Genomic DNA, 25,824 nt, shown 5'->3' on the forward strand with positions numbered 1-25,824 from the left:
TAGTAAATTGGATGCGAGTTGGATTTATTCATGGTGTTATGAATACGGACAATGTCTCAATAAGTGGTGAAACCTTTGATTATGGACCTTGCGCTTTCTTAAATTCTTATCATCCGGAAACAGTTTTTAGTTCTATTGATGTCAATGGTAGATATTCATTTGGTAATCAATCCAAAATTTTAAAATGGAATCTGATTAAATTAGCTCAAACATTGCTTCCGTTAATTGATACCAATCAAGAAAATGCAATATTATTGGCACAGCAAACTTTAGATAAGTTTGACACACTCCGGGATGATTATTTTTATACTATTATGCTAAACAAAATTGGTATAGAAAATAAAACAAAAGACGATCGATTTTTGGTAAATGAACTTTTAGATTTAATGCAAAAATTGAATCTGGACTACACAAATACATTTGCAGCTTTTTCACAGGAAATTGAAATCTTATTTAAACCTTTAAGTAACAACCCCTTGATGAAAGAGTGGCTTAAAAAATGGGAAAAAAGAATTAATCAAAACTCTAATGGCATAGAAACTGCAAAAAACATTATGAAAAACTACAACCCGATTTTTATCCCAAGAAATCATAAAGTTGAGAAAGTCTTAAATAATGCTTGTAACGGGGATTATAGTGATTTTAATACATTCATGAATATTTTGAAATCACCTTACAGTTTTAAAGATGAGTTTCATAGTTATTTAGATACCCCAAACCCGGATTTTGAAAATGAATATCAAACTTTTTGCGGTACATAGCTTCTGGAAATTTTAAAAATAGATAACAATTCACTCTTGTTATCTATATCAGTCAAATGATTAATTAGGCAAAAGTCATATTTAAACCCTATATAAACAGGATAAATCAATAAATGATTTTGCTAAAAATTTAGTAAGCTTATAGTTTTATTTAATACAAAATCAAAGCCTTCAATAGCCAAAATAAATATCTGTAAATATTTCATAGCTTTGATTTATTAAGGTGAATCGATATATACCTCCACATGGCAGTTGTGAACAAATCGACACGAATTGAGCTTATATACGAGATTAGTACCTTTTCATAAAAATTAATTTCACAGCATTCTTTCTTTTTCAACTTACTGCAAATTTATGAATCAATCTAAGTCAATCTTTTGTCCTGTTTGTAAAAGTGTCAATCATTCGTATTATATTTCTACCCATGCATTGATGCATAAGCCAAATGAAGAATGCTACACATTTAATAAGTGTGGATCTTGTGAATCCGTTTTTCTGACAAATAGAGTGGAAGAAAAAGAGTTAGGCAATTATTACACAGATCATTATTTGCCCTATCAAGGTTCTGCTGCCTGGGGTAAGTTTAGCTCATTTGTAGAGGGCAGCCAAAGAAAATTAGATTCGAGAAGAGTTGATTTTATAGCCAATCTAAAAAGAAGTAATAAAGAATTCAGCATACTTGATGTGGGTTGCGGGAAACCAAGTTTTTTGGACTTGGTACAGCGCAGATTAAACGCTGAATGTACAGGCATTGATTTCTCTGATAATGGTTGGAAAAATGATTCATATGAAAATATTGAGCTGTTAAAAACTACATTTGCTCAATTCGAGACCGGCCGCTTGTTTGACATAATCACACTTTGGCATTATCTCGAACACGATTATAACTTACCGGAAACTGTCAACAAACTGTATAATTGCCTAAAGCCGGGGGGTAAATTAGTTATTGAAGTGCCTGATTATATGAGTATCAGTGCTAAATGGCAAAAAACTTATTGGCAGGGCTGGCATAGTCCAAGGCATCTCTCACTTTTTTCCAAAAAAGGTTTCCAAGCCTTGTTTACTGATGATAAATGGAAAATAAGCAAGCATTTAAGGTATGGCACATTGGATGCCTTTACGCTTTGGTGGCTTGGTAAAATGGAAGAGAAAAAAATAAATTGGTCTGCCTCTATGGAAAAAGAGTTTTGGCCACTGGTATTCTTAAAAGTAATAAGCTTTCCGTTTTTCCTTTTTGAAAAAGTTTTTCCAATGGGCATACAACTTATAGTCATTGAAAAAAAATAAGTATCTATTTTTAAAACAATAGTACTCATCTAATCCTTTTCTATTAATGAATCAAATAACTACCTGTAGCTTTTTTAAGGTTGAGAGTATATCAAATAAATGGTGGGCTTTTAAACAAATGCAATTAGGTATCGGTGCATTAAGAAACGTTAGGGGTTTAACTTTTTTTAAATTACTGGGTTCAGGTGCCAAAAACGGTTTTAGTGCAATACCAAACTTTGGTACCTATGTGCTTATTTGTGTTTGGGTTTCTGAAGAGAGCGCTAAGCTTTTTTTAAAAGAAAATATTTTTTTTAAGTCTTATCAAAAAAGAAGTTGTGAAAACTTTACTGTTTATCTAAACTCTGCTGAATCACATGGTAGTTGGGATGGTTATCAGCCATTTGAAAAAAACAGTAAAGTCCCGTCAGACAAACCGGTTTTGGTGTTAACAAGGGCAAGTATTAAATTCACAAAATTGTGGTCCTTTTGGAGCAAAGTAGGTAAGGTTAGTAAAAGCTTAGAAAATTATGATGGAGTAGTATTTTCTATTGGTGTAGGTGAGTGGCCATTAATCCAACAAGCTACTATAAGCATTTGGCAGACACAAGCTGAAATGTTGGACTTCGCTTACAATAATCAGAAACACAAAGAGGTTATGCGACTAACCAGGAAGCTCAATTGGTATAAAGAAGAAATGTTTGCACGTTTTATACCTTATAAGTTTGAAGGAATCTGGAATGATAAAAATGTAGAGAGTTTATTGCAGTAAAAAATAAGAAAATAATCATTAGTCAATAAAATAGACCAATTCTAAAAACTTAAATAACTAAATAGTTGTTAAGTAAGCTCTACTTTTACAATCAATTAAAAATAATAAAAATGTTTAAGAAGTTTACGATTACTGACAAGCTCCTATTTGCTGCAGCATTTTTGTCGTTAATATTTGCCGAAATACTCTATTTTCAAGGAGAAAAAGAAGACGGTATTTTTATTGGGCTATGGGTTCCCACAATATTAGCATTTGGAATTTATTTAAAACTTATTAAAAATTCAAAAAATGATTGAGTTAATACCCTATTTTGCCGGAATCATAACCTTGCTTTTTAGTCTTGGCTTTTTCTTAGCACTTAAAGAATTAAAGAAAAATAATTCATAACTTGTATTTCTTTTCTGTTTAAAAATTTATACTAAATTTACTTAAGTAATTTTATCTCAATATATTTACATTAGGTAAAAAATATATTAATAGATTACTGCTGTGAAAAAATTTATAAATTTAATCTTATAACAAAGATGAAACAAACACTTGTTGCTTTTGCTATATTAATTTTAAGCTGTTATATATTATCCGCTCAAAATTTCCTTGAAACTGACCAGGTTATTTTAAAATTAAAAAATGAGAATAGTGGAGCTGATAAAATCATTGGAGAAAAGGTTGATTTAATAAATCGGGAATACAATGCTGTTAGTGTAAAAAAAATTTATGCGGGGATTAATAGTAATCAATTGATTTATGTAATCAAATTTCCGGAAGGTACAAATATCAAAGAAGTTATAGATGCATATTACAATACGAATGAGGTTAAATATGCAGAACCTGACCATATAGGTTCGGGAGGTGGCAAGCCCGGTTTTAGTCCGAACGATTCATTATTCTATAGACAATGGGGGTTAAGAAATGATGGAACATTTTCTCTATCCCCTTCTACAGCGGGAGCAGATATTGATATGGAAAAAGCCTGGAACATAGAGCAAGGGGACTCTAATATTATTGTGGCTATAATAGATACCGGAACAGATTTACTTCACCCTGAATTTGAAGGTAGAATATGGATAAATCATAATGAAATACCCGATAATGGAATAGATAATGACAGCAATGGGTTTATAAATGATATAAATGGGTGGAATTTTGTAAATGATAGCAATGATCCAACTGATGATCACGGACATGGAACCAATGTTACCGGTATTATAGGAGCAAATGGAAACAATTCAATTGGGTACGCCGGTGTTGACTGGAATTGCAAGCTTATGATATTAAAAGGATTAGCCGCTAACAATCAGGGCTATTATTCATGGTGGGCTGAAGCTATTTATTATGCAGTAGATAATGGTGCAAGGGTAATCAATATGTCAATTGGAGGGACAAGTACTTCTGTAACACTTGAAAATGCCGTTAACTATGCTCTGGATAATGATGTTGTTGTTGTGGCATGTATGATGAATACAAACTCAAACACGGTTTTTTATCCCGCAGGTTTTAATGGAGTAATTGCAGTTGGTTCGACAAATTCAGATGACACAAGATCTAACCCTTTTTTTTGGAGTCCGGTAAGTGGAAGCAATTACGGTAGTCATATTTCTGTTGTTGCTCCCGGAAATTATATTTATGGCCTAGATTATCAATCAAACACAAACTATGACTCCTACTGGGGAGGGACTTCACAAGCAGCTCCATTGGTAGCCGGTCTTGCATCCCTATTACTGGCACAGAATCCATCTCTGAAGCCCGCAGAAATTAAATCAATTATTGAAACAACTGCTGAAGACCTCATTGGTGACCCAAATGAAGATATACCCGGATGGGATCAGTATTACGGACATGGGAGGATTAATGCTTTTAGAGCTTTATCTAATTTCACAGGAATTCAATCAATAGATACAAAAACAAATAATAGTTTTTTACTATTCCCCAACCCTACAAATCATACTTTTACAGTCATAACACCGCCTGCAGCCAAGCAAATAAATATTTTCAATTCACTTGGCCAACTAATTCTAAATAAAAATATACAAGAATTAATGTCGGAGAACTTTCAAATTTTAGAAAATGGTATTTACTACATACAAATCACAACCGATAGTGAAATAATCAGCCAAAAATTATTTGTAAATAACTAATCGGTCATTTACTAAACAAGTAACTTAGATTTTCTGACAATCAATTAAAGGCAAATCAATGTGTTTATAAATATTATTTACAATAGCTTTGAATCAGTTCACATAAATAAAACCACCAATCAGTAATATGAAATTAATTCAACTACATTTTAATATCCTTTAAAAGGGATGATTAAGTATAAATTTTTGCCTACTTTTAATTAGTTAATAGTATTTGATACAGATTGAAAAATACAAGTATAAAATTTTACTTTTTTTTACTATCAAATCAAAAAAAGAATAGTGGAGATCAGCAACCACTTTAAAAAACGAGGCGTAACTGAAAAGCCAAATGAGTAAGAATTAATAAAAAAACAAAATGGAAATTCTATCTATAATTATGCAAGTCATCGTTGCTGTTTCAATTCTTATTGTATGGGTTTTTCGTTACGACAATATTGTAAAAGAATTTAATGAATATGGCTTGAGTGATTTGACACGCACAATGGTTGGCTCAATGAAAATAGTATTGGCAACATTACTGGTAGCAGGAATATGGTATCCTTCTTTGGTTCTTATTCCGGCCCTTTTGATGGCTTTACTTATGCTTGGAGCACAATATTTTCATTTCAAAGTTAGTAACCCCTGGCTGAAGCGTATACCTTCATTATTTCTTTTTATTCTATGCCTCCTTATTGCTGCTATCTCCCTCAATTTAATTCCTTAATGCTTTTTCGGGAATTATTGATTCTACTTTCAAGCTTCTCTTTTTTAGCTTACGGTATTACTTATTTTACCTCTCCAAAAATGAAAGCTGAATTTGCCCGCTTTGGCCTGAAGAGATTAGGTGCACTTACTGCAATTTTAGAGATTCTGGGTGCTTTAGGTTTACTGGTTGGTTTAATGTTTAACTCTATTTTACTCTTATCTTCCGGAGGACTGGCTTTACTAATGTTTTTCGGAATATTAGCGAGACTTAGAGTTAAAGACGATTTTTTATCCTTCTTACCTGCTTTATTTTTTCTTGCACTTAATTCCTATATTTTTTTTGAGTCTATGAAGCTAATACAAAGTTAAAGGATCATTTGTTGCTTCTATGAAGAAACTAACAATTCCTCTTATAAAGTTTATAATTACAAAAAAAGAATAAGACCTAAAGACATTTATCAAAGCATTTGTGCCGGAAGAAAACTAATTTATAATCCGCTTAAAAAAATATTGATTTTAGGAGACCGGTGCTGTTGAAAAAAAAATAAAATTAAGCATTTTACTAAACCTGTATTCTTAATAGTGATTGATAATGATGTTTTTTTCAGGGTGACGCCGCAGTAGAAAGAGCCAAATCAATTTTCCAAAGCATAGCAGATATTCATATTTTAAAAGGCAGCAAACATAAGCCAAGCGCTGACAAGTATACTGAAATTCAACAAAAGATTGAACAATGGATTGGCTAAAACAACCTATTTAAAGAAAGCCGAACCTCCTGCAAATGAAGTAATGGTAGATAAAACCTGGATTTTTAAAAAAGGGAAAGACGGTAAATTAAAAATTATCGTGCATAAATCTGCCATAGCATACTCTTCTCAGGCTAATTAAATTAGTATAGGCTTTGACGATATAATCTTTTGAAAGTATTATTATTTTTATTAACTTAGGGATATAGCAATTCATACCTTGAAGCTTTGCAATAAGTATATTTACACTCATAGGTCATCTGTTTAGGAAAATCACTATTGTATCATTCTCTTTCACATAAATTAAGATTAGAAAAGAGAGTGAAATATTTCATTACACATAAACTTCAAAATAAATAAAACAAAATATTATGGAAAACAAATCTAATGATGCAACCTCAAAAAGACCGGAAGGGAATCGGCTGTTAAATGCCCCGCTGGTAGAAATGAACTTACAAAATTTCATTGATCAAATAAAAAACGAAGCTACATGGAAAGAAAGTGATCACAATGCTGTAACGATTTTTAAATCAGATACACTTCGCATAGTAATAATCGGACTGCATGAAAATGCAGAACTAAAACCACACAAAGCAAATGGTGTAATTAGCGTACAAGTTTTAGAAGGCAAAATACATTTTATCAGCGGAAAGCAAAAGCTTATCCTTGAAAAAGGGCAAATGATAGCATTACAAGAAAATATTACGCATAGTGTGGTAGCATTGAAGGAAAGTTTTTTCTTGCTTACTCTTTCAATAAACAAAACTTAAAATAAAAGCAGGAATACTTACCCGTTAAAACTTCAATCATTTAAACCAATAAATTGAATAATCTGCAAATTAAAAAGGGTGTCTGTAAATATACAGACACCCTTTTTAAAAATTTGAACTAATTTTTACTGAGGAGTTGCTCCACCTCTTCTTCTCTGGTCTTCTTCACCGGTTCCGGTAGCTCCACCTCTTTCTCTTTGGTCACCATCAGTACCTGTTGCTCCACCTCTGTCTGTGTCAGTAGGAGTTTTAGGCTCTTCTTTTGGTGGTGGGGGTGGCGTTGATCTTGGTGCAGGTGCTGAAGCTCCTTTAGCTTCAAGTTGAGCTACAGCTGCTTCATAGTCAGCATATAATTCATTATATAGCTCATCCCATTCTGCGTGCACAGCTTCTACTGCATCAGCAACTCTTTCATCACATTCTGCTCTTACTTCGTTTACCTCTGAAGTACAATCAGTACCGCAACTTGTCATTGTAGCGCCTATCAAGAGGCCGCCTGTTAAAATAGTTAATACTTGCTTTTTCATATTTTTTTAATTTGGATTAAGTACAAAAGTAATAAAATTTATAAAATCAACCTTTAAAAATGATTTTTAAATACCTATGATTTCACAAACAACGAAACGCTAATTAAGTCAATCTATTATATTTTTTCATTTTTAAGTGATTTTAATGAGCAACAAGTTTTTTATTTAGAATTATTCTAAATAAATTTGCAGAATTAAAAATAAGCAATAATTTTGGGGCACTATTTAGAATCGTTCTAAATAATTACTTAAACTTAATTTTATAATAAATGAACAAAATATTTATGAGATTCTTTGCATCTATGGTCCTCATTACTTTATCTGCTATAACAATGCAATTATTTGCAGAAAACACTTCAAGACATCACTTAAGAGGTAATATAGTAAATAATGAAACCGAAGCTATTGGAAATGCCTTCGTTACATTGGAAGGTACAGTTTATTCTACCGTCACAGATTTAGACGGAAACTTTATTTTAAGAAACATACCGGAAGGAAACTATAAGCTTATAGTACAGGTACTCGGTTATCAAAAAAAGGCAATAGATGTTCCGGTTAATGAAGAAAGCACGAAAGATCTGAATATTATTCTTTTAGAATCAATGTATGATATGCCGCAAATAGTTGTTTTGGGCAACAGACACGGACTTTTTGACAGAGTTCCCGGTTCTGTTTCTGTTATTGATAAAATGCAAATTGAAAGAATTTCTCCGGTTTCCGGCAATGAAGTTTTTAGAAATACACCCGGAGTAAATGTGGTAGATGAGGAAGGCGTAGGATTAAGAGTTAACATTGGTATAAGGGGTCTGGATCCGGGCAGAAGCCGAAGCGTTTTGATTATGGAAGATGGCATTCCGGTAGCATTGAAACCATATGGAGAACCTGAAATGTATTATACACCGGCCATTGAGAGAATGGAAGGTGTAGAAATTATTAAAGGAAGCGGTTCTATTCTTTTTGGCCCGCAAACTGTAGGTGGAGTTATTAACTACATTACTGCCGATCCACCGGCTGAATCTGAAGGTACTGTTAAGCTAACAGGTGGAGAAGGTGGATTTTTCACCGGTATGCTTCAATACGGAAATAGCTTTGGGAATAGTGGTGTTTCAATAAACTATTTAAGAAAACAGGCTGATGCTGTTGGAATCACCAGTTACAGAATCAACGACCTAAACACTAAATTTAGAATGGATATTTCCGAAAAATCATCTTTAGGTCTGAAAATTGGTGTATATGATGAGGTTTCTAACTCTACTTATGTAGGCATGACAACCAGTATGTATGAGTCAGGAGATTATGATAATGTTGTGTTAGCTCCAAATGATGAACTTGAAGTCAGAAGATATTCTCTAAGTGCAACTCATCAGATAAAATTCAATAAAAATATCCGATTAAGGACAACTGCTTTCGGATATACTACAACCAGAAACTGGCTTAGGCAAGATTATTCATATACACCTGTTGCAGACATGACAGGAGTTATATGGGGTGATACCTCTGTTGCAAATGGGGCAATTTATTTGAGAGACAGAACCGGAAACAGAAACAGACAATTTGAAGTGGCAGGTATTGAGCCACGCCTAAGCGTAAATTACAGATTAGGTAGTCTTGGAAACGAATTGGAAACCGGAATGCGTTTTTTATATGAAAGAGCTTTTGAACAGAGAATTAACGGCCCTATGGGTGACGTTCGTTCAGGAGATTTAAGAGATGATGAAATCAGAACCGGATATGCGTTAAGTGCTTATGCTCAAAATAGAATTATCGTTAATTCTAAGCTTAGTTTTACTGCCGGTTTAAGACTTGAGAATTATGAATATGAAAGAGATATATTAAGAACAAACTTTACAGATACTACTATTTTAGCCGGTAGTTCCACTACAAGCTTAATACCGGGAGCCGGTTTTAGTTATAGATTTACGCGATTAGCTTCTCTTTATGGCGGAGTCCACAGAGGTTTTGCCCCTCCCAGAATTAAAGATGCTATTTCTTCTGATGGCGAAGCCTATCAGCTTGATGCAGAAGACAGCTGGAACTATGAATTGGGTATTAGAAGCACTCCTTTAAACGGACTTAGTTTTGAAGTAACCGGTTTCTTTATGGACTTCAACAACCAAATCATTCCGGTAGCTGAGTTTGCCGGTGGCGCAGGAGCAGGATTAATCAATGGAGGAAGCACCCGTCACTTAGGCGCTGAGTTTGGGTTTTCCGTAGATCCGGGTATTTTAGCCAATACAAATTGGTCTTTCTTATTGAGATCAAGCTTCACTTATGTAAATGCTTATTATAATGAAGATCGATTTGTAGGTACGGACGGAGTCAATATTAAGAATAACAAAACACCTTACTCTCCGGAGATACTTTTATACAATGCACTAAACATCACATCCCCATTTGGTTGGTATTTATATTTACAGGCAAACTATACCGGCGAGCAGTTTGCAGACCCTCTCAATACTGTTGAAGCTTCGGCAAATGGCAGAGTAGGTTTGATTCCTTCACATTTAGTATTGAATGCCTCTACAGGCTATAAAGTTGAACCATGGAATACTACTTTTAGTCTTAGTGTTAAAAACATTACAGATGAAAGATACATTTCTACCAGAAGGCCACAAGGTATAAGAGTTGGTCTGCCAAGGTTTATAACTGCCGGAATAAATTTCAACTTTTAATTTAAAGAAACTATATTTTATGAGATATCTTTTAATCTTTTTTTCAATTAGCTTGCTTTGGTCATGTCAGGATTCAGGAGACTCTCTAAACATTTATATCAGCAGACATTATGAAATAGATGATAAGGTATTCAGGCAATTTGAAGAAAGGAGCGGTATTAAAGTAAATGTCTTAAAAGCAGATGCAGATCAGCTGATTCGAAGAATTGAAATTGAAGGAGAACATTCTCCGGCTGACATACTGATTACGGCTGATGCCGGCAGATTAACACAGGCTGCTTCAAAGAATATGTTAGCTGAAATTCCCGGCTCCGTTTGGGAAGGTAAGCTTGATAAAAATTTAATAAGCCCTGATAAAAATTGGCTGGCAATAACTACCAGAACAAGAGTCATAGTATATAACCCTGTAAATGTTCAGTTTGAGGGGAATGAAAGCTATCTGGACTTGGCAAAACCGGAATATAAGGGAAAAATCTTAGTACGTTCTGCCGAAAATCCATACAATCAATCTTTAGCTGCATCTATTATTTATCACCATGGTACTGATAAAGCAGAGGAATGGATTAAAGGAATTGTTGAGAATATGGCACGAACTCCAAGAGGTAACGATACGGATCAGATTAAAGGAGTAGCCGCAGGAATAGGTGATATTGCCATTGTAAACTCCTATTATTTGGCTAAAATGCACAATTCTGCTAATCCAGAAGAACAGAGGGTGGCAGAAAGCCTTGAAATATTGTTTCCAAACCAATTGAGCACAGGTACCCATTTGAATTTTTCAGGAGCAGCTATATTAAAAAACTCCAAAAATAAAGACCATGCTTATCAAATGCTTACCTATATGTTAGAACAAGATGCACAGGATATTTATATGCTCGAAAATTTTGAATACCCCGCAGCTAACAACATAGAATTAAAAGGATTTTTAAAAAAATGGGAGCCATTTAGAAGAGATACTCTTCATTTGAGTAATTTAGCTGAATTGCAAAATGAAGCAAACAGGCTTTTATATAAAAATGGTTGGAACTAAATTAAAATCAATATTTAAAAAACTGCTTTCCATTAATTCTGAAAGATGGAGTAAAAGCAAATCAATAGCCGTATTACTTAGTACGGCTATTTGTATTCCTATAATTTTTATAATTTCTTACTTATTTATACCCGGTGGGGAAACCTGGAATTTCATCCTTGAAAATCTATTTTGGCACTATGTGACAGAAACTTTTATATTGATGATTTTCACTGCAGTTTTTGTAACTATCATTGGTGTGTCAACAGCCTGGTTGGTCAGCACCTATAATTTCCCGTTTGTAAAACACTTTGAGTGGTTATTAATTTTGCCACTTGCAATTCCGGGATATATTGCTGCTTACACTTATTCCGGTATGTTTGATATTACAGGTCCGGTTTACTTCTTTCTCAATAATTACTTAGGCCATCAAAATACGATTAGCCTGCTTCCTGAAGTAAAAAGCATGTCCGGAGGCATATTCATACTGAGCATAGTATTATATCCATATGTTTATGTAGTTACCAGAGCTTATTTTTCTGTTCAATATACCAGCTATACTGAAGTTGCCTCTTCATTGGGTTTGAGCAATTTTCAAAGCTTTTTCAGATTAGCCGTTCCTATGGCCCGGCCGGCAATTGTAGCGGGAGTCAGTTTGGTATTAATGGAATTGCTAAACGATTATGGTACGGTGAAATATTTAGGTATAAACACCTTTACCATAGGTATATTTACATCCTGGTCTTCTTTCGGTGATACCAGAGCCGCATTGAAAATAGCAGCATGGCTTTTGTTTATAGTAGTTGCTATTCTCTATCTGGAACGCAGACAAAGAGGAAGTGCCCGCTTTGAAACACAAGACAATACTTCTACAATTGCTACGAAACAGCATTTAAAAGGGTTCAGTGCATTTATAGCTGTTCTGGTATGCGGGCTTCCTTTTTTACTGGGATTCCTGCTACCGGTAGTTCAATTGCTATATTGGGCCAGCTTAACGTATGCAGATGTTTTAAACATGAATTTTTTGATACTTATTCAAAACAGTTTCGTATTAGCCTTTACGGCTGCAGGAATTTGTATTTTAATTGGAATTGCTCTTGCGTATTTGCAAAGAATTGAAAACTCATTTATTCAAAAAATAATTATTCGACTGGCTACGGTAGGCTATGCTATACCCGGGGCAGTTATTGCAATGGGAATATTAGTGCCTGCAGTAGCTATTGACAGGCAACTTATAGGTTTTGTGCAATTCTTTAATTCTGATTTTAACCAATTGATATTAACCGGCAGCATTGGCATTTTGGTATATGGCTATGTAGTCAGATTTTTAGCTGTAAGTTTTAACAGTTTGGATTCCGGTTTTGAAAAAATTCCCAGAGTCTTGGATGAGACTTCCAGAAGTTTAGGCTATAGTCCTTTTCAAACATTGTATAAAGTTAATTTACCTTTATTAAAGAAAAGCATTATTGCTGCCGGCATTTTAGCTTTTGTTGACATTATAAAAGAGTTACCTTTAACTTTGATTTTAAGGCCTTTTAATTTTGACACATTGGCCATTAAAGCTTTTGAATTAGCCAGTGATGAACAAATTGCACAAAGTGCACCGGCAGCTTTGGTTATAATTATAACCGGTATTGTGCCCATTTTAATACTAAATCGTATTTTTGCTAAACTTAAATAAGCAGTTTAAGCGTTATAACACTATATGGAAATTTTAAAAATTCTAAATCTTTGTAAAAAGTTTACTAATGCTGATATTTCGGCAATTCATGATTTGAATTTAACGGTTAAAGATGGTGAGCTACTTGCTTTGTTAGGAGAAAGTGGCTCCGGAAAAACTACTTTAATCAGAATGATTGCCGGGCTTGAGAAGCCGGACAGTGGAAAGATAATTTTAAGAGATGAAGTCATCTCAGACGATGACTATTTCATGCCTCCTGAAAAAAGAGGTATCGGCATAGTTTTTCAGCATTACTCATTATTCCCACACCTTACGGTAAAAGACAATATCTCATTTGGACTAACAAAGAAGTCGAAAGAAGTACGAAATGAAGTCGTAAATCGAATGTTAGTAATGACCGGTTTGTGCGGATATGAAAAAAGGTATCCTCATGAGCTATCCGGCGGGCAACAACAAAGAGTTTCTTTAGCCAGAGCTTTGGCTACAAACCCCTCTCTAATACTTTTAGATGAACCTTTCAGTAATCTGGACACTCCTTTGCGAATAAAAATGCGTGAGGAAATACAAAAAATCATTAAGCAAACCGGAACCACAGCAATATTAGTAACTCATGACAATCAGGATGCCCTTGCTATTTCTGACAGAGTTGCAATATTGAAAAATGGTTTATTACACCAGATTGACACTCCAGAGTGTATTTATAAAAAACCTTGTAATTGTTATGTAGCTAATTTTTTAGGCAAAACAAATATCATCCCGGCAAAAGTTTTAAATGGCATGTACGAAAGTCCGATAGGTAATTTTAAAATCAATGGAAGTCAGATTAGCCCAACTTCTGATAATGAAGTAATGCTTTCGGTGCGCCCCGAATGTCTTAATTTATCAAAATTAAACTCTGAGGGCGTAAAGGCTACGGTTAGAAAAGTAAGTTTCATGGGAGAATACAGGGAAGTTCTGGTTGCCATAAAGCTTAAAAACGGCAGTAGTTTTCAGTTAAAAGTACATGTAAAAAATGATATGCCTTCAGAAATTCCAAATGAAGTATATATTTCCGCAGACAAAGAAAATATTATACCGGTTGAAAATATTTGTTAAAAATTAAATAGTTCTTCCGGGATACTCTTTTAAGCCTTCTTCCAGGCATTTAACTGCTTTTAGTAAAGAATTTGTTTCTAATACATACGCCAAACGAACTTCTTTTTTGCCAAGTCCGGGAGTTGCGTAAAAGCCGGAAGCCGGAGCCAGCATAACCGTTTCATTATTATAGGAAAACGATTCCAATAACCACTGACAAAAATTATCTGTATCGTCAACAGGCAGTTCCAAAGTGGTATAGAATGCTCCGCCTGGAACCGGACAAGTTACTCCGTCTATATTATTCAGCGCTTCGACAACTACGTCTCTTCTCTTCGTATATTCAGCATTAACCTCATCAAAATAGGTATCCGGAACTTCAAGTCCGGCTTCTGCTAAAATCTGTTCTATGGTTGGCGGACTTAATCTTGCCTGAGCGAACTTTAAAGCTGTTTGCATAACCAACTTGTTCTTTGAAATTAAAGCGCCAATTCTGGCACCGCAAGCACTGTAACGCTTAGAAATAGAGTCTACCACTACCACATTTTCCTCTATTCCCGACAAATTCAATATAGAGGTATGCTTTCTGTCATCGTAGCAAAATTCTCTGTAAACCTCATCGGCAAATAAAAATAAATCATGCTTCAAAACGATATGCTTAAGAACTTCCAACTCTTCTTTTGAATATAAGTACCCGGTAGGATTATTGGGATTGCATATCATAATAGCTTTGGTCTTTTCAGTTATCAAAGCTTCAAATTGCTCAATCTTCGGTAACTTAAATCCATTTTTAATTGATGAGGTAACCGGAACAACTTTTATATTGCCTGCTGTTGCAAATCCATTATAATTAGCATAAAAAGGTTCCGGAATAATAACTTCATCTCCTGCATCAAGGCATGAAAAAAGTCCGAAAAACAAAGCTTCAGAACCACCGGTTGTCACTATTAAATCTTCAATAGAAAGATCTATTTTATGTTTGCTGTAGTATTTTACCAGTTTATGTCTGTAAGACTCTATTCCGGCAGAATGGCTGTATTCCAGTACTTTCATATCAATATTTCGAACAGCTTCCATCATCACTGAGGGTGTTTCTATATCCGGTTGTCCGATATTCAATTGATAAATATGGACGCCTCTCTTTCTGGCCGATTCTGCAGAGGGCACTAACTTTCTAATTGGGGAAGCGGGCATACTAAGCCCTCTGTTACTTATTCTAGGCATTTTGCAAAAATAAAAAAACTTCACAATTCAGTGGGAATTGTGAAGTTTGCTAATTAATTTTTTAATAAAAGTCTATTGATCTACAATTGAGCGTTGTCTTGTTGGCATTCCTGAAGAACTTCCTTCTTTAACTACAGTTCCTTTGATAAACAATTGCTTACTTGGCGTGTCTGCGTTCGAAGTAATGGTAACGCTTCTGTTAAAAGGTCCAACTCTGTTTTGAGTATTATACTCTACAGAAATTTTGCTTGATTCACCCGGGGCAATAGGCTCTCTTGGCCAAAAGGGTGATGTACAACCACAAGATGTTCTTACGTTAGTTAAAATAAGGGGAGAATTTCCTGTGTTTGTAAAGTGAAATTCGTGTGTAGCTTTAGGGCCTTCAGGGATTTCTCCAAACTCATGAACTTCTTCATTAAACTCAATTTTCGCAGTTGATTGTGCAAAAACAGTTATTAATGAAAAAATGCCTAAGAATAATGTAAGTGTAACTTTTTTCATGGCTTAATTTTTAACAAATTTAATAATTTTAAATTAGAAATGCAATTATTTTTATTTAGTGTGCAGATACTTTAACGTAACATAAGAATAAAAAGTTTGCAAACTGAAAAAAAGTTTTAAGTTGTATTTTCCGATTGTTTATTTAACATCAATAATACTGAAATTTCCATTGCTTTATAGGTGGAAAAGAGGGCAAAAAAAGGAACTAAAAACCAAAAGTCTTCGGGACTAAAGACCATTAAATAAAAACCAACCAGCATCAGACTCGTTAAAAATTTTACCGTCATAATACCCATAAAAACATTTAAAAACAATGTTTTATTTTTACTGTTTACAGAGATTTTGGCTAACAGGAAAGCAATTAATGTAAGAATAAAGAAAAAAATATTACTACCTAAGAAAAATCCTGCATGTGGATTTACCGGTGCCCAGGTATACCATCCATAATTTATCAAAAGCCAAAAAACGAACATTACTACCGGATATAAAAATATCTTATTTGTGGCCATTTTAAAAGTGTTATTTTTTTAAAAATTCCTTGAGTGGTATGTATAAAGCAATAAATACAAATACTAAAACTGAAATTAAAGTAGCATAAGGACGTGAAGTCTCTAACCATTCATCTAACTTAACCCCTATCAATAATCCTAAAATAACGGTTGCAGCCATTTGGAAGCCCATAGCAGAATACTTTAAATAATCTTTAAACTGCTTCTTTTTGAATGGATTTTGAGGCTTTTTGCTGGGCATTAGTGATTTCTTTTTCAGACATAGAGCATTGTCCATTGAACTTAGCGCCGGATTCAACTACTAATTTTGATGTTTTAATTTCACCATCAATTTTGCCTGAGTTCTTAATGTATAAAAGCTCCCGAACAACCAGCACTCCTTTCACTTCTCCGGAAATGTCAGCATTACTACAATAAACCTCTCCATCAATTATCCCGGTTTTACCAACGACAATTTTTGCTTTAGAAATAACACTTCCTTTAACATGTCCGTCGATTCTAATATCTCCGTCAGATTTAATTTCTCCTTCAATAGAAGTACCTTGTCCAAAAATATTTACATTGCTACCCGTAGGGTTGTTCGTAGAATTTTTTTCATTTTTATTTCCAAACATCATTGATTGTTTTAAAAGATTATATAATCACGAGGATTAACGGCAACTCCATTTTGCCATAATTCAAAATGAAGATGCGGCCCTGAAGAATATTCACCACTATCACCAAAAACAGCTATTACGTCTCCCGTTTTAACAAAACTACCAACTTTTTTTAATAAAACAGAATTATGCTTGTAAAAGGAGAGTAAATTATCACTGTGTTGCACTGCGATCACATAGCCTGTTTCTAAAGTCCATTCTGCAAATACAACTACACCGTCATAAATAGCCTTTACCGGTGAATTTGATTCGGCAACCACATCGATTCCATAATGACCTTTACCCGGATCAAATTCTGCTGTAACTAAACCTCTCATAGGTGTCATAAAATTCTTTTCGAGATAAGAAAAGCTCCCTGGCTGATTAGTACCTTCATAAAAAATAGAAGTTTGCATTTCCTGCTCTACAGCTTGCCTGAGAAGAGCCTCTTCAGGTGAAATTTTATCCAAACGGATGGTATCATAATAAAAATCAGCGGCCAGGCTTTCTTCTGATGTATCCGGAAATTCTGTTTCTATTTCTCCTCTTAAAATATACTTTATATTATCTATCCAGGCTTCCCTTTGAGCAACAACCATTTCCAATGAATCTGTTTTTATGTTTAAATCTATTAATTGAGCACGCATCCCCAGGTCACCATAGCCGGGAATGTATTGCTTTACAGGCGTAAATACAATCACAGAAATTATTACGAAAATCAGTATAAGTAAAATAGAGCTTATGCCGGTATATAAATTTAATTTGGTTAATTTAAATGAAAACCTCTCCTCAAAATTGCTATCATTTAAAATTACTAAACGATATCGATTCTTCAGATTTTTAAAAAAATTACCCGATTTTTTCTTTTCTTCTTCCTGCATTCAAGTATTTAATGTTTTGAAGGTCTATTTATTGTTGAGGAACTAACTTACTCACAAAATTACTATAAGTTTTTGTATTTTTCGTGAGTAACTTTTAAAGATAAAAATCGATATAAGGATGATATGAATACTATTTATCAGAAATTAACAGTATTTTCATTTTTTTAAAATATTTTTGCAAAAAACAGGTTAGTGTAGGTAGAATTACACTGTATAAGAATACGACCAAAATGCTGATACGAACTATCCTTAGCTTTTTTATTATTACTCTGATTTACTCATGTAACAGTAATTCCTTTTTAGGAAGAGCATACATTGATACTACATCCAGATACAACACCTATTTTAATGCCAGCCTTAATATAGAGCAGGCCTTCGAAAATATAGCACAATCCAATCAGGATAATTTTAATGAGATATTATTACTTTATCCTGAAAGAAATTTAGAAGCTGCTTCTACTTACAGCAGTACATTTGATGATGTTATTAAAAGAAGTTCCAGAGCAATTCAATTACGGGAAAGTTCAAAATGGACCGACGATCACTATTTGTTAATTGGCAAATCATATTATATGAAAGGGGAGTTCAAAGCTTCACTTGAAACTTTTCAATATATCGTTACCAATTTTAAGGATGAAAATAAGCAAGCCGCATCTTCCCGCCAATCCTCCGGTCGGCAAAGCGGAAGGCGTTCCAGAAGACCTGCCAGCAGAGCGCAGCTGGAAGAACAGCAAGTGGCTGAAAGACAAAATGTTGAAGAAGACATAAGAGAAGATAGTTTCTGGGATAATTTCAGGCATCATGCAGCTAAATGGGAAGCCATGGTTTGGATGGTCAACACTTATGCAGCAAAAGGTGAATTCCAAAAAGCAAATACCGTTATTACGCTCATTAATTCAAATCAGCACTTCCCCAACAGAATGAGGAAAGAGTATGCAAAAGCAAAAGCTGATTTTTATATACAGACCGGAAACTATGAGGCAGCAATTGGAGCGTTGGAAGAGCACCTTGAGTACATAAACAGAAATAAAAACAGGATACGTCCCAGTTTTATTTTAGCCCAACTTTATGAAAGAAATAACCAACCCTCAAATTCAATTCAAATTTATCAGGATATTCTCACGATGAGGCCAACTTATCAATTTGAGTTTAATGCCAATATGGGAATAGCCAGAATAGCTTCTCAAGATGGTATTATGTCTCCGAGAGAAGCTGAAAATCTTTTAACAAATATGTTAAGGGAAAGTAGAAATGAGGAATTTAAAGATCAGATTTACTATGCATTAGCAAATTTAGAGCTAAACAGAAATAATACGAATAAAGCACTTGAGTACTTAAGCTTGTCGGCAGAGGCCAATCAGGGAAACACTGTTCAAAGAGCAAAAACCTTTTTGAAAAAGGCAGATATTTATTACGAAAAAGAAAATTACATAAAAGCGCAGCCTAATTATGAACAAGCTTTGACCTCACTATCTGAGGAAGATGAAAATTATGACAAAGTTTCTGTTTTAAGTACTAAATTAAAAGACTTAGTAGATCAGATAGATATTATTAATGAACAAGACAGCCTTATTTACTTAGCTAGTCTGGATGATGAAAGTCGTATGAGACTTTTAATTGAAAAGGCTGAAAATAAAATAGCCGAAGAAGAAAAGTCAAAAAGAGAAAGTTCAGAAGAAGCTAGTGCTCAGGATTTCTTTAGCACCGATACTGATATTCAAAGAAGAGGAAATCAACAAAGAGATACTCAGGATCGTGGCAGTGGCTGGTATTTTTACAATCAAGCTGCAAAATCTGCCGGATTTAATGACTTTGTTGCAAAATGGGGCAACAGAAGCAGAGAAGATAATTGGAGAAGAGCTGATAAGTCGAGTTCAGAAGATTTTGACATGGAAGAAGATGAGTTAACAGATGAAGAACTGTTTGCAACATTTGATATGGATGAAGATACGGATGAAGTAACAAATCTGGTCAATCAATACCTGGAGGGTTTACCTTTATCAAATGAAGCCTTAATTGAAAGTGAAAATAAAGTAATTGAAGCTCTTTACACAAAAGCTAATCTTTACAGAAAAGAACTTTTGAATAATCCTAAATCGATAGAAACCTTTGAAAGGCTGAATCAGCGTTTTCCTTCAAACACTTATGCTGCTGAAGTTTATTATAACTTGTACTTCTTATATAGTCAAACAGGCAACAGAGAGTCAAGTGACAGAAATAAAGATATTGTTTTAAACCAATTCCCGGATTCAAGGTATGCACAATCAATTCTAAATCCGGATTTTGAAAAAGAAAATAAAGACAATATAGCCATAGCAGAACAGCTTTATACATCTGCTTATAATGCGTATCACAACTATGACTTTAAACATGTTATTGAAACAAAACCTCAAATAGATACTTTAATAAGTAATCACCCGATTAAAGCTAAATTTTCCTTATTAACAGCTCTGGCAATTGGTAAAACAGATAGCTTGGATAAGTTCATAATTGCTCTCGAAGAAGTGAAAACGAATTTCCCAAACACAGAACAATATACTAAAGCTGACGATATACTTTCATTTATAGCAAGCAAAGAAGAAGTAACTGAAATTAAACCCGGTTTAAGTGATGTTGATAAAGAATTAGCAGAACTATTGTCAAAGTTTCAATTAAATCTGGCTGATGAGCATAATGTTATAATTGTAAACGACCAAAAGAATTTACCGTCACGCAAAATTATAAATCCTCTTGCTGCATATAATGATAAAGAATTCAGTTTGATTACTTTACAAATCACTCCATTAATATTAGGTGAAGCAGGTACTATGATGATTGTAAAAAGCTTCCCAAACAGCCAGAGAGCTATGGAGTATTACAACAAATTAGTAAATAAAAAATCATCGATTTTTACTGAACTTGATACAGATAAACTTTCATTTTACGTTATTTCCGATAGTAATTTAAAAACTGTCATGAAAGAGCGTAACTTTGAAAATTACATTGACTTTTTTCAAGCTACATATTTAAAGTAATACAAATTGTCTAAAAATAAGAGTAAACGTCTTTTAAGTAAACGGTTTATAATTGCAGCAAGTATTATCTTTTGGTCAGCATTGGTGGGAATCTTTGCCGGTGTTTACATCTTTATGTCTTTGATTGCAAATGACTATTTTGGAAAGCTACCAACTTTTGAAGAGTTGGAAAACCCACAAAGCTTTTTAGCTTCAAATGTATATTCTGATGATGGTGTAATTTTAGGAAGCTACTACAGTCAAAACAGAACTATAGCCACCTACGAAAACTTACCCCCAAATCTGAAAAATGCACTTTTGGCAACAGAAGATATACGATTCTACGATCATGCAGGTGTAGATTTCAGAGCCATGGCCAGAGTAGTATGGGGTTTAATCCGAGGTAAACCGGCCGGAGGAGGCAGTACTATCTCACAGCAGTTAGCTAAAAATTTATTCCCAAGAGAACAATTGGACAGCAAGTTTAAATTTGGAATCAGGAAGTTAAAAGAGTGGATTATTGCTACACGTTTAGAAAAATACTATACAAAGGATGAGATTCTAAGTATGTATTTAAATACAGTAGAGTTCAGCGATAATGCTTTTGGTATATGGTCTGCCACTCAAACCTACTTTAGCAAACCTACAGATTCCCTGAATGTAGAAGAAGCAGCAGTCTTAGTTGGAATGCTTCAGGCGCCATACAGGTTCAACCCAAGATTATTTCCTGAAAGATCAAAAACCCGAAGAAATGTTGTTATCCGTCAGATGGAAAAATATAACTACATTACAAAAGAAGAAAGTGACTCTTTAGTGAACGTTCCAATTGAATTAAATTTTAGAAGAACAAGTCATACAGAAGGATTGGCTCCATATTTCAGAGAGATATTAAGACTGGAACTTCAAAATTGGCTGAATCAAAACCCAAAAATTGACGGCACCTCTTATAATTTGTACCGGGATGGCTTGAAGATATATACAACCTTAGATTCAAGAATGCAGACTTTAGCGGAAGAGTCGGTAAGAGAGCATATGAAAGAACTTCAAAATGATTTTTTTAATCATTGGAAAAATAGAAATGTCTGGACCAATCGGGAAGATGAATTAAGTAGAATTGTGCGCAGAACTGAAAGACATATAAATATGATAGCTGACGGAAAAAGCCAGGAAGAAATCAATACTGTCATGAATGAAAAAATCCCTATGAAGGTTTTTAGCTATGACGGACCAATTGATACTGTAATGTCTCCGGTTGATTCCATTCGCTACCATAGAATGTTTTTGCAAACCGGTTTTATGGCTATGGACCCTAAAAATGGTCATGTAAAAGCCTGGGTAGGTGGAATTGATTATAATTATTTTCAGTATGACCATGTCAACGTAAATACAAAAAGACAAATAGGTTCTACTTTTAAGCCATTTCTCTACACTTTAGCTGTGAGTAATGGTTGGTCACCTTGTTTTGAAATATTTGATGTTCCGGTTACTTTTGAAGAATTTAATAATTGGACTCCAACGAATTCGGATGGAAGATATACGGGAGATAAATATAATTTATACAGATGTCTGGCTGAATCTAAAAATACTTGTTCTGCTTATTTAATGAAAGAAATCGGACCACAGGCAGTAATTAATTTAGTTAGAAAAATGGGCATTACCAGTCCGATAGAACCCTACCCATCCATTGCTTTAGGTTCAACAGACATTTCTCTAATAGAAATGTTAGGCGCTTATACTTCTTATGCCAATAAAGGGATGCATACCAAACCTATTTTTATAAAGAGAATCGAAGACAGAAATGGAACGGTAATTGCCGAATTTCCTACAGAAACTGTGGAAGTCATGAGCGAGGAAACAGCCTATATTATGACAGAAATGTTAAAAAATACAGTTAATACAGGAACCGGAATGCGATTAAGATTCAGATATGGATTAACAAACGAAATAGGTGGAAAAACTGGAACAACCCAAAATAATTCAGATGGTTGGTTCATCGGAATAACTCCTGAATTAATAGCAGGAACATGGGTTGGTGGAAGTGACAGATTTATGCGATTTAGAAGTATTGCATTAGGGCAAGGGGCGAACATGGCATTACCTATTTGGGCCAAATTCTTTCAAAAAGTATATGAAGAAGAAGAGTTAATGGTTGATAAAGATGCAAAATTTGAGGCCCCAACCAGGCCGTTAACAATCGAAACTGACTGCTCAAAATATAGGGTAGACCCATCTTCCAGAGATAGAAGATCGGGTGGTGGCTTTATGGGAGATGAGTTTGAATAACTAAAGCAATACTTTTCTTATTTATTCTCTTTTAAATACTCTTCTACCATTTTCAAATTATTAGACGCCAAGATAAAACTGGGATGTAACTCCAATGCTTGTTTAAAATTATTCAAGGCAGATTCAGGTTGATTTACCTCTAAAGCAATAACTCCAAGCATGTTTAACAATGCTGCACGCATAGGAACTTCCTGTACCTGATTTTGGGTTGCCGTAATGTTTAATTTTCTATCTGCAATCTCTTCTCTTGATAATAATTTATCAATATTAGAAGTAGCCTCACCAAATCTTCCTAATGAGTATTGTAAAGTAGCTACCTGATACTTATAATAAACATCCGAAGTCTCACGGTAAAGTGTTTCATAATCGCTTAGAGCCTCTCTTATCTGACCCAAACTTTGTTTTGATATAGCCCTTACTTCCAGCATTTCTACTTTTTTTGCATCTTTTTGAAGTATTTCATCACTAACTATCATAGCCTGATAATACATACCGGTGTTAAAATACAATAGTGCCAATGTATCCTTTAAGTGAGTTTCCTCAGGCTTCACTGCCAGCATAGTTTGAACTGCATTTATTGCGGTTCCTAAATCATTAATCTTTATTGAATTTTCATATACCCCGGCATAAATATCGAAATAAGTAGACTTCACTGTTGATTTTATCTCTTCATCAGAAGCTCCTCCCCTTCTTTGGGCATTAAGATCAAAAACCCCAATAAGTATAAAACTTAATAATGCAATTGCTATTTTCTTGTTCATAATTCTTATGTTTTTAAAACGAATCCCTAAAATAATAAAAGGTTAGGTAAAATACCTAACCTTCTATTACTAATTGTACTGTTAAAGTCTGTTTAGTTAGTATTATTTAGTTATGATAAGTTTTCTGTTGTGAATTTCATTCTGAGTGCGGAAAACTGCATGATAAGTTCCATCAGCTAAATGTTGCATATTAAAGTCAATAGAATACTGACCCGGAGCTATATGGTGTACTTCATCTTTAACTAACTGTCCAAGAGTATTAAAAATTGTTACAGTAATTTCTCTGTCAGTTGAAGAGTTTACAACAACTCTGGTATGCTCATTGGTAGGGTTCGGAATAAATTCACTAATATTAAACACATCCGTAGTTGAAATCATTGCATTTACTATATAAGTATATTCATATGAACCGTCAAAATCTACCTGACGAAGTCTGTAGTAATAAACAACGTTATGTTCAACATCCAAATCATTATAGCTGTAGTACATTTCCTGAGAAGTATTTCCATTTCCGGATATCCAGCTAATTTCTTCAAAATCTACTCCGTCAGTACTTCTTTCAAGATAGAAGCCGGCATTATCAATTTCTACAGCTGTTGACCAGTGTACTCTAATAAATTCATTATTAATAGGATCTGCTTTTAAGTATAATAACTCAACCGGTAATGCTGTAACTTCATTTCCTGCCAAGGCAAATTTTGAAAATGAATTCATTCCAATTGCAGTAACACCTAATGAAGGGTTTGCTATAAGAGCTGCAGCATCTGTTGCGGCACATGGTTCACCTGATTCCGGAAGAACATAATCACCCCAGTTATCAGAAGCGAAATTAAAAGCTGAAGGAGCTTTCAGAGCTTTGAACATTACAAAACCGGAGTTAGGTGTAGGAGCCGTCAATTTAGGAACATCCGGATAGAATGTTATATCATAATCTCCCCATCCTGAACTTGAAGAACCGTCCGGCTCAATTTCCCATATACCATAATCCTGAGCCATATCGCTAAGTACTATCTGTTGATTAGAAGGCAAACCATAAGGTGTGCAGTCAAAACTACCTCCCCAGGCTGTTCCATAGCTAGGGTTTGAACCGGTTATTGCTCCCGGGTCATTTACGTGGTTAAAACGAGCTGTTAGGTAATCTACATTATCTCCCAGTGTTGACAAAGCAATTTCAAATGGAGCATAGTTGCTGGATAAAAATGAAGGATCTGTTAAATCCGGGAAACGTGTACCTATTGGGAATAAATAAGTCTCATTGGCATCAACTTTCCACTTCAATCCGCCTAAGCCAGAGCCATCTGTTTGAATGTATCTTTGATTTGAGGCATTTACAAAAGCTGTTGGTAATGAATTTTCCATTGTTAAAACTCTATCACCAATATAAATTTTAGCATTTGAAGATAAAAAGTCAATTTCATTTCCTATAGTGATGTCACTTTCTAATTCAACACCCCCAAACCAATCACCTGCAATTGCTATTGCATCATTTACAATTTCTACATTAAAAAAGTAAATATTGCCATTTCCTCTTACTGTCTGGGTTTCATAATTTGCAGTCGGATCATTAAATCGAACTAAGCGCTCTCCGGACGTACCGGCATTGTGAACAGCAGTTCCATTGAACTCCCAATCTCCGGTAAGTTCTATAACACCGTCATTATTCAGTGTCGAACCGGTATTCGTTTTGATTTCACCATTAACAAATAAAAGAGCTCCATCCTGAACAGTGACTGTTGCACCATCATTTACAAATTCATTTTGTGCAAATGAAGCCGTAATAAAAAAGGATATTAAAATTAGTGAGTAGATTTTTTTCATAAATCAAGTTTTAAAAGTTAAGGTCGCTAAGAGTAATTTAAAATTAATTATTTCAAAAGTCAAATTAAATCTTTGACAACCACAAGATAAAACTCTTTTTTTAAAAAGCAAAACCCTTT

At 34.3% G+C, this 25,824-nt stretch carries 23 protein-coding genes and 1 pseudogene; 15 read left to right on the forward strand and 9 right to left on the reverse strand.

From position 1 onward, the window contains the following. The 9 genes and pseudogenes from EA412_03145 to EA412_03185 form a co-directional block, all read left to right on the forward strand. The coding region (locus EA412_03145) for a hypothetical protein (protein TVR81340.1) at positions 1 to 761 on the forward strand (761 nt) is incomplete at its 5' end. A gap of 354 nt (positions 762 to 1,115) precedes the next feature. After that, positions 1,116 to 2,048, forward strand: coding sequence for a class I SAM-dependent methyltransferase (locus EA412_03150; protein ID TVR81341.1), 933 nt, complete (start codon positions 1,116 to 1,118; stop codon positions 2,046 to 2,048). A gap of 46 nt (positions 2,049 to 2,094) precedes the next feature. Further along, positions 2,095 to 2,799, forward strand: a complete 705-nt coding sequence (locus EA412_03155) for a DUF3291 domain-containing protein (protein ID TVR81342.1) — start codon at positions 2,095 to 2,097, stop codon at positions 2,797 to 2,799. Between the two features lie 110 nt (positions 2,800 to 2,909). After that, positions 2,910 to 3,095: a hypothetical protein gene (locus tag EA412_03160; protein TVR81343.1), complete on the forward strand. Its 186-nt coding sequence runs from the start codon at positions 2,910 to 2,912 to the stop codon at positions 3,093 to 3,095. 228 nt (positions 3,096 to 3,323) lie between these two features. Beyond that, positions 3,324 to 4,934 (forward strand): T9SS C-terminal target domain-containing protein, encoded by a 1,611-nt coding sequence (locus tag EA412_03165; GenBank protein TVR81344.1) that lies wholly within the window; start codon positions 3,324 to 3,326, stop codon positions 4,932 to 4,934. Positions 4,935 to 5,292: 358 nt separating this feature from the next. Next, positions 5,293 to 5,640, forward strand: coding sequence for a hypothetical protein (locus EA412_03170; GenBank protein ID TVR81345.1), 348 nt, complete (start codon positions 5,293 to 5,295; stop codon positions 5,638 to 5,640). After that, on the forward strand, positions 5,640 to 5,990 hold the full coding sequence (locus EA412_03175) for a hypothetical protein (protein ID TVR81346.1): 351 nt from the start codon (positions 5,640 to 5,642) through the stop codon (positions 5,988 to 5,990). Before EA412_03170 ends, EA412_03175 begins: the two co-directional genes overlap by 1 nt. A gap of 411 nt (positions 5,991 to 6,401) precedes the next feature. After that, a pseudogene (locus EA412_03180) lies at positions 6,402 to 6,509 on the forward strand (phosphoribosyl-AMP cyclohydrolase). 229 nt (positions 6,510 to 6,738) lie between these two features. Continuing rightward, a complete protein-coding gene (locus EA412_03185) occupies positions 6,739 to 7,137 on the forward strand; it encodes a hypothetical protein (GenBank protein TVR81347.1) in 399 nt (132 codons plus the stop codon). A 125-nt stretch (positions 7,138 to 7,262) separates the two neighbouring features. Here the strand turns inward: EA412_03185 and EA412_03190 are convergent, their stop codons facing one another. Continuing rightward, positions 7,263 to 7,664, reverse strand: a complete 402-nt coding sequence (locus EA412_03190; GenBank protein TVR81348.1) for a hypothetical protein — start codon at positions 7,662 to 7,664, stop codon at positions 7,263 to 7,265. A gap of 269 nt (positions 7,665 to 7,933) precedes the next feature. Here EA412_03190 and EA412_03195 point away from each other — a divergent pair, with 269 nt between their 5' ends. From EA412_03195 to EA412_03210, 4 genes are read left to right on the forward strand one after another with little or no spacing between them, the layout of a single operon-like run. Beyond that, on the forward strand, positions 7,934 to 10,336 hold the full coding sequence (locus tag EA412_03195) for a TonB-dependent receptor (GenBank protein TVR81349.1): 2,403 nt from the start codon (positions 7,934 to 7,936) through the stop codon (positions 10,334 to 10,336). A 19-nt stretch (positions 10,337 to 10,355) separates the two neighbouring features. Continuing rightward, a complete protein-coding gene (locus EA412_03200) occupies positions 10,356 to 11,366 on the forward strand; it encodes an extracellular solute-binding protein (GenBank protein ID TVR81350.1) in 1,011 nt (336 codons plus the stop codon). Then, positions 11,326 to 13,026, forward strand: a complete 1,701-nt coding sequence (locus tag EA412_03205) for an iron ABC transporter permease (GenBank protein TVR81351.1) — start codon at positions 11,326 to 11,328, stop codon at positions 13,024 to 13,026. Before EA412_03200 ends, EA412_03205 begins: the two co-directional genes overlap by 41 nt. A gap of 24 nt (positions 13,027 to 13,050) precedes the next feature. Next, positions 13,051 to 14,121 carry an ABC transporter ATP-binding protein gene (locus EA412_03210; GenBank protein ID TVR81352.1) on the forward strand — a complete coding sequence of 357 codons (1,071 nt, stop codon included), beginning with the start codon at positions 13,051 to 13,053 and terminating at the stop codon, positions 14,119 to 14,121. Between the two features lie 3 nt (positions 14,122 to 14,124). Here EA412_03210 and EA412_03215 read toward each other — a convergent pair whose 3' ends face one another. From EA412_03215 to EA412_03240, 6 genes are all read right to left on the reverse strand, one after another. Beyond that, positions 14,125 to 15,324, reverse strand: a complete 1,200-nt coding sequence (locus EA412_03215; protein TVR81353.1) for a pyridoxal phosphate-dependent aminotransferase — start codon at positions 15,322 to 15,324, stop codon at positions 14,125 to 14,127. A gap of 72 nt (positions 15,325 to 15,396) precedes the next feature. Next, positions 15,397 to 15,825, reverse strand: coding sequence for a DUF1573 domain-containing protein (locus EA412_03220; protein TVR81354.1), 429 nt, complete (start codon positions 15,823 to 15,825; stop codon positions 15,397 to 15,399). A 116-nt stretch (positions 15,826 to 15,941) separates the two neighbouring features. After that, on the reverse strand, positions 15,942 to 16,334 hold the full coding sequence (locus EA412_03225; protein ID TVR81355.1) for a hypothetical protein: 393 nt from the start codon (positions 16,332 to 16,334) through the stop codon (positions 15,942 to 15,944). Between the two features lie 10 nt (positions 16,335 to 16,344). Next, on the reverse strand, positions 16,345 to 16,611 hold the full coding sequence (locus EA412_03230) for an AtpZ/AtpI family protein (protein ID TVR81356.1): 267 nt from the start codon (positions 16,609 to 16,611) through the stop codon (positions 16,345 to 16,347). Beyond that, positions 16,529 to 16,948: a polymer-forming cytoskeletal protein gene (locus EA412_03235; GenBank protein TVR81357.1), complete on the reverse strand. Its 420-nt coding sequence runs from the start codon at positions 16,946 to 16,948 to the stop codon at positions 16,529 to 16,531. Before EA412_03235 ends, EA412_03230 begins: the two co-directional genes overlap by 83 nt. An 11-nt stretch (positions 16,949 to 16,959) precedes the next feature. Then, positions 16,960 to 17,850 (reverse strand): M23 family metallopeptidase, encoded by an 891-nt coding sequence (locus EA412_03240; protein TVR81358.1) that lies wholly within the window; start codon positions 17,848 to 17,850, stop codon positions 16,960 to 16,962. Between the two features lie 230 nt (positions 17,851 to 18,080). Between EA412_03240 and EA412_03245 the strand changes: the two genes are divergently transcribed. Both EA412_03245 and EA412_03250 read left to right on the forward strand, forming a co-directional pair. Next, a complete protein-coding gene (locus EA412_03245) occupies positions 18,081 to 20,864 on the forward strand; it encodes a hypothetical protein (GenBank protein ID TVR81359.1) in 2,784 nt (927 codons plus the stop codon). Positions 20,865 to 20,870: 6 nt separating this feature from the next. Then, complete coding sequence (locus EA412_03250) at positions 20,871 to 23,126, forward strand: penicillin-binding protein (GenBank protein ID TVR81360.1); 2,256 nt, start codon at positions 20,871 to 20,873, stop codon at positions 23,124 to 23,126. A gap of 17 nt (positions 23,127 to 23,143) precedes the next feature. Here the strand turns inward: EA412_03250 and EA412_03255 are convergent, their stop codons facing one another. After that, complete coding sequence (locus EA412_03255; GenBank protein TVR81361.1) at positions 23,144 to 23,887, reverse strand: hypothetical protein; 744 nt, start codon at positions 23,885 to 23,887, stop codon at positions 23,144 to 23,146. A gap of 102 nt (positions 23,888 to 23,989) precedes the next feature. Beyond that, the gene (locus tag EA412_03260) at positions 23,990 to 25,705 is read right to left on the reverse strand and encodes a T9SS C-terminal target domain-containing protein (protein TVR81362.1); all 1,716 of its coding nucleotides are present in this window, start codon (positions 25,703 to 25,705) and stop codon (positions 23,990 to 23,992) included. Positions 25,706 to 25,824: the final 119 nt, after the last annotated feature.

Source organism: Chitinophagaceae bacterium, from assembly GCA_007695095.1.
Taxonomy (GTDB): domain Bacteria; phylum Bacteroidota; class Bacteroidia; order Chitinophagales; family REEL01; genus REEL01.

What these genes read in the sequence shown, in the direction of transcription:
- EA412_03150 (TVR81341.1), top strand. Translation starts at nt 1,116, where the DNA reads ATGAATCAATCTAAGTCAATCTTTTGTCCTGTTTGTAAAAGTGTCAAT.
- EA412_03155 (TVR81342.1), top strand. Translation starts at nt 2,095, where the DNA reads ATGAATCAAATAACTACCTGTAGCTTTTTTAAGGTTGAGAGTATATCA.
- EA412_03160 (TVR81343.1), top strand. Translation starts at nt 2,910, where the DNA reads ATGTTTAAGAAGTTTACGATTACTGACAAGCTCCTATTTGCTGCAGCA.
- EA412_03165 (TVR81344.1), top strand. Translation starts at nt 3,324, where the DNA reads ATGAAACAAACACTTGTTGCTTTTGCTATATTAATTTTAAGCTGTTAT.
- EA412_03170 (TVR81345.1), top strand. Translation starts at nt 5,293, where the DNA reads ATGGAAATTCTATCTATAATTATGCAAGTCATCGTTGCTGTTTCAATT.
- EA412_03175 (TVR81346.1), top strand. Translation starts at nt 5,640, where the DNA reads ATGCTTTTTCGGGAATTATTGATTCTACTTTCAAGCTTCTCTTTTTTA.
- EA412_03185 (TVR81347.1), top strand. Translation starts at nt 6,739, where the DNA reads ATGGAAAACAAATCTAATGATGCAACCTCAAAAAGACCGGAAGGGAAT.
- EA412_03190 (TVR81348.1), bottom strand. Translation starts at nt 7,664, where the DNA reads ATGAAAAAGCAAGTATTAACTATTTTAACAGGCGGCCTCTTGATAGGC.
- EA412_03195 (TVR81349.1), top strand. Translation starts at nt 7,934, where the DNA reads ATGAACAAAATATTTATGAGATTCTTTGCATCTATGGTCCTCATTACT.
- EA412_03200 (TVR81350.1), top strand. Translation starts at nt 10,356, where the DNA reads ATGAGATATCTTTTAATCTTTTTTTCAATTAGCTTGCTTTGGTCATGT.
- EA412_03205 (TVR81351.1), top strand. Translation starts at nt 11,326, where the DNA reads ATGAAGCAAACAGGCTTTTATATAAAAATGGTTGGAACTAAATTAAAA.
- EA412_03210 (TVR81352.1), top strand. Translation starts at nt 13,051, where the DNA reads ATGGAAATTTTAAAAATTCTAAATCTTTGTAAAAAGTTTACTAATGCT.
- EA412_03215 (TVR81353.1), bottom strand. Translation starts at nt 15,324, where the DNA reads ATGCCTAGAATAAGTAACAGAGGGCTTAGTATGCCCGCTTCCCCAATT.
- EA412_03220 (TVR81354.1), bottom strand. Translation starts at nt 15,825, where the DNA reads ATGAAAAAAGTTACACTTACATTATTCTTAGGCATTTTTTCATTAATA.
- EA412_03225 (TVR81355.1), bottom strand. Translation starts at nt 16,334, where the DNA reads ATGGCCACAAATAAGATATTTTTATATCCGGTAGTAATGTTCGTTTTT.
- EA412_03230 (TVR81356.1), bottom strand. Translation starts at nt 16,611, where the DNA reads ATGGACAATGCTCTATGTCTGAAAAAGAAATCACTAATGCCCAGCAAA.
- EA412_03235 (TVR81357.1), bottom strand. Translation starts at nt 16,948, where the DNA reads ATGTTTGGAAATAAAAATGAAAAAAATTCTACGAACAACCCTACGGGT.
- EA412_03240 (TVR81358.1), bottom strand. Translation starts at nt 17,850, where the DNA reads ATGCAGGAAGAAGAAAAGAAAAAATCGGGTAATTTTTTTAAAAATCTG.
- EA412_03245 (TVR81359.1), top strand. Translation starts at nt 18,081, where the DNA reads ATGCTGATACGAACTATCCTTAGCTTTTTTATTATTACTCTGATTTAC.
- EA412_03255 (TVR81361.1), bottom strand. Translation starts at nt 23,887, where the DNA reads ATGAACAAGAAAATAGCAATTGCATTATTAAGTTTTATACTTATTGGG.
- EA412_03260 (TVR81362.1), bottom strand. Translation starts at nt 25,705, where the DNA reads ATGAAAAAAATCTACTCACTAATTTTAATATCCTTTTTTATTACGGCT.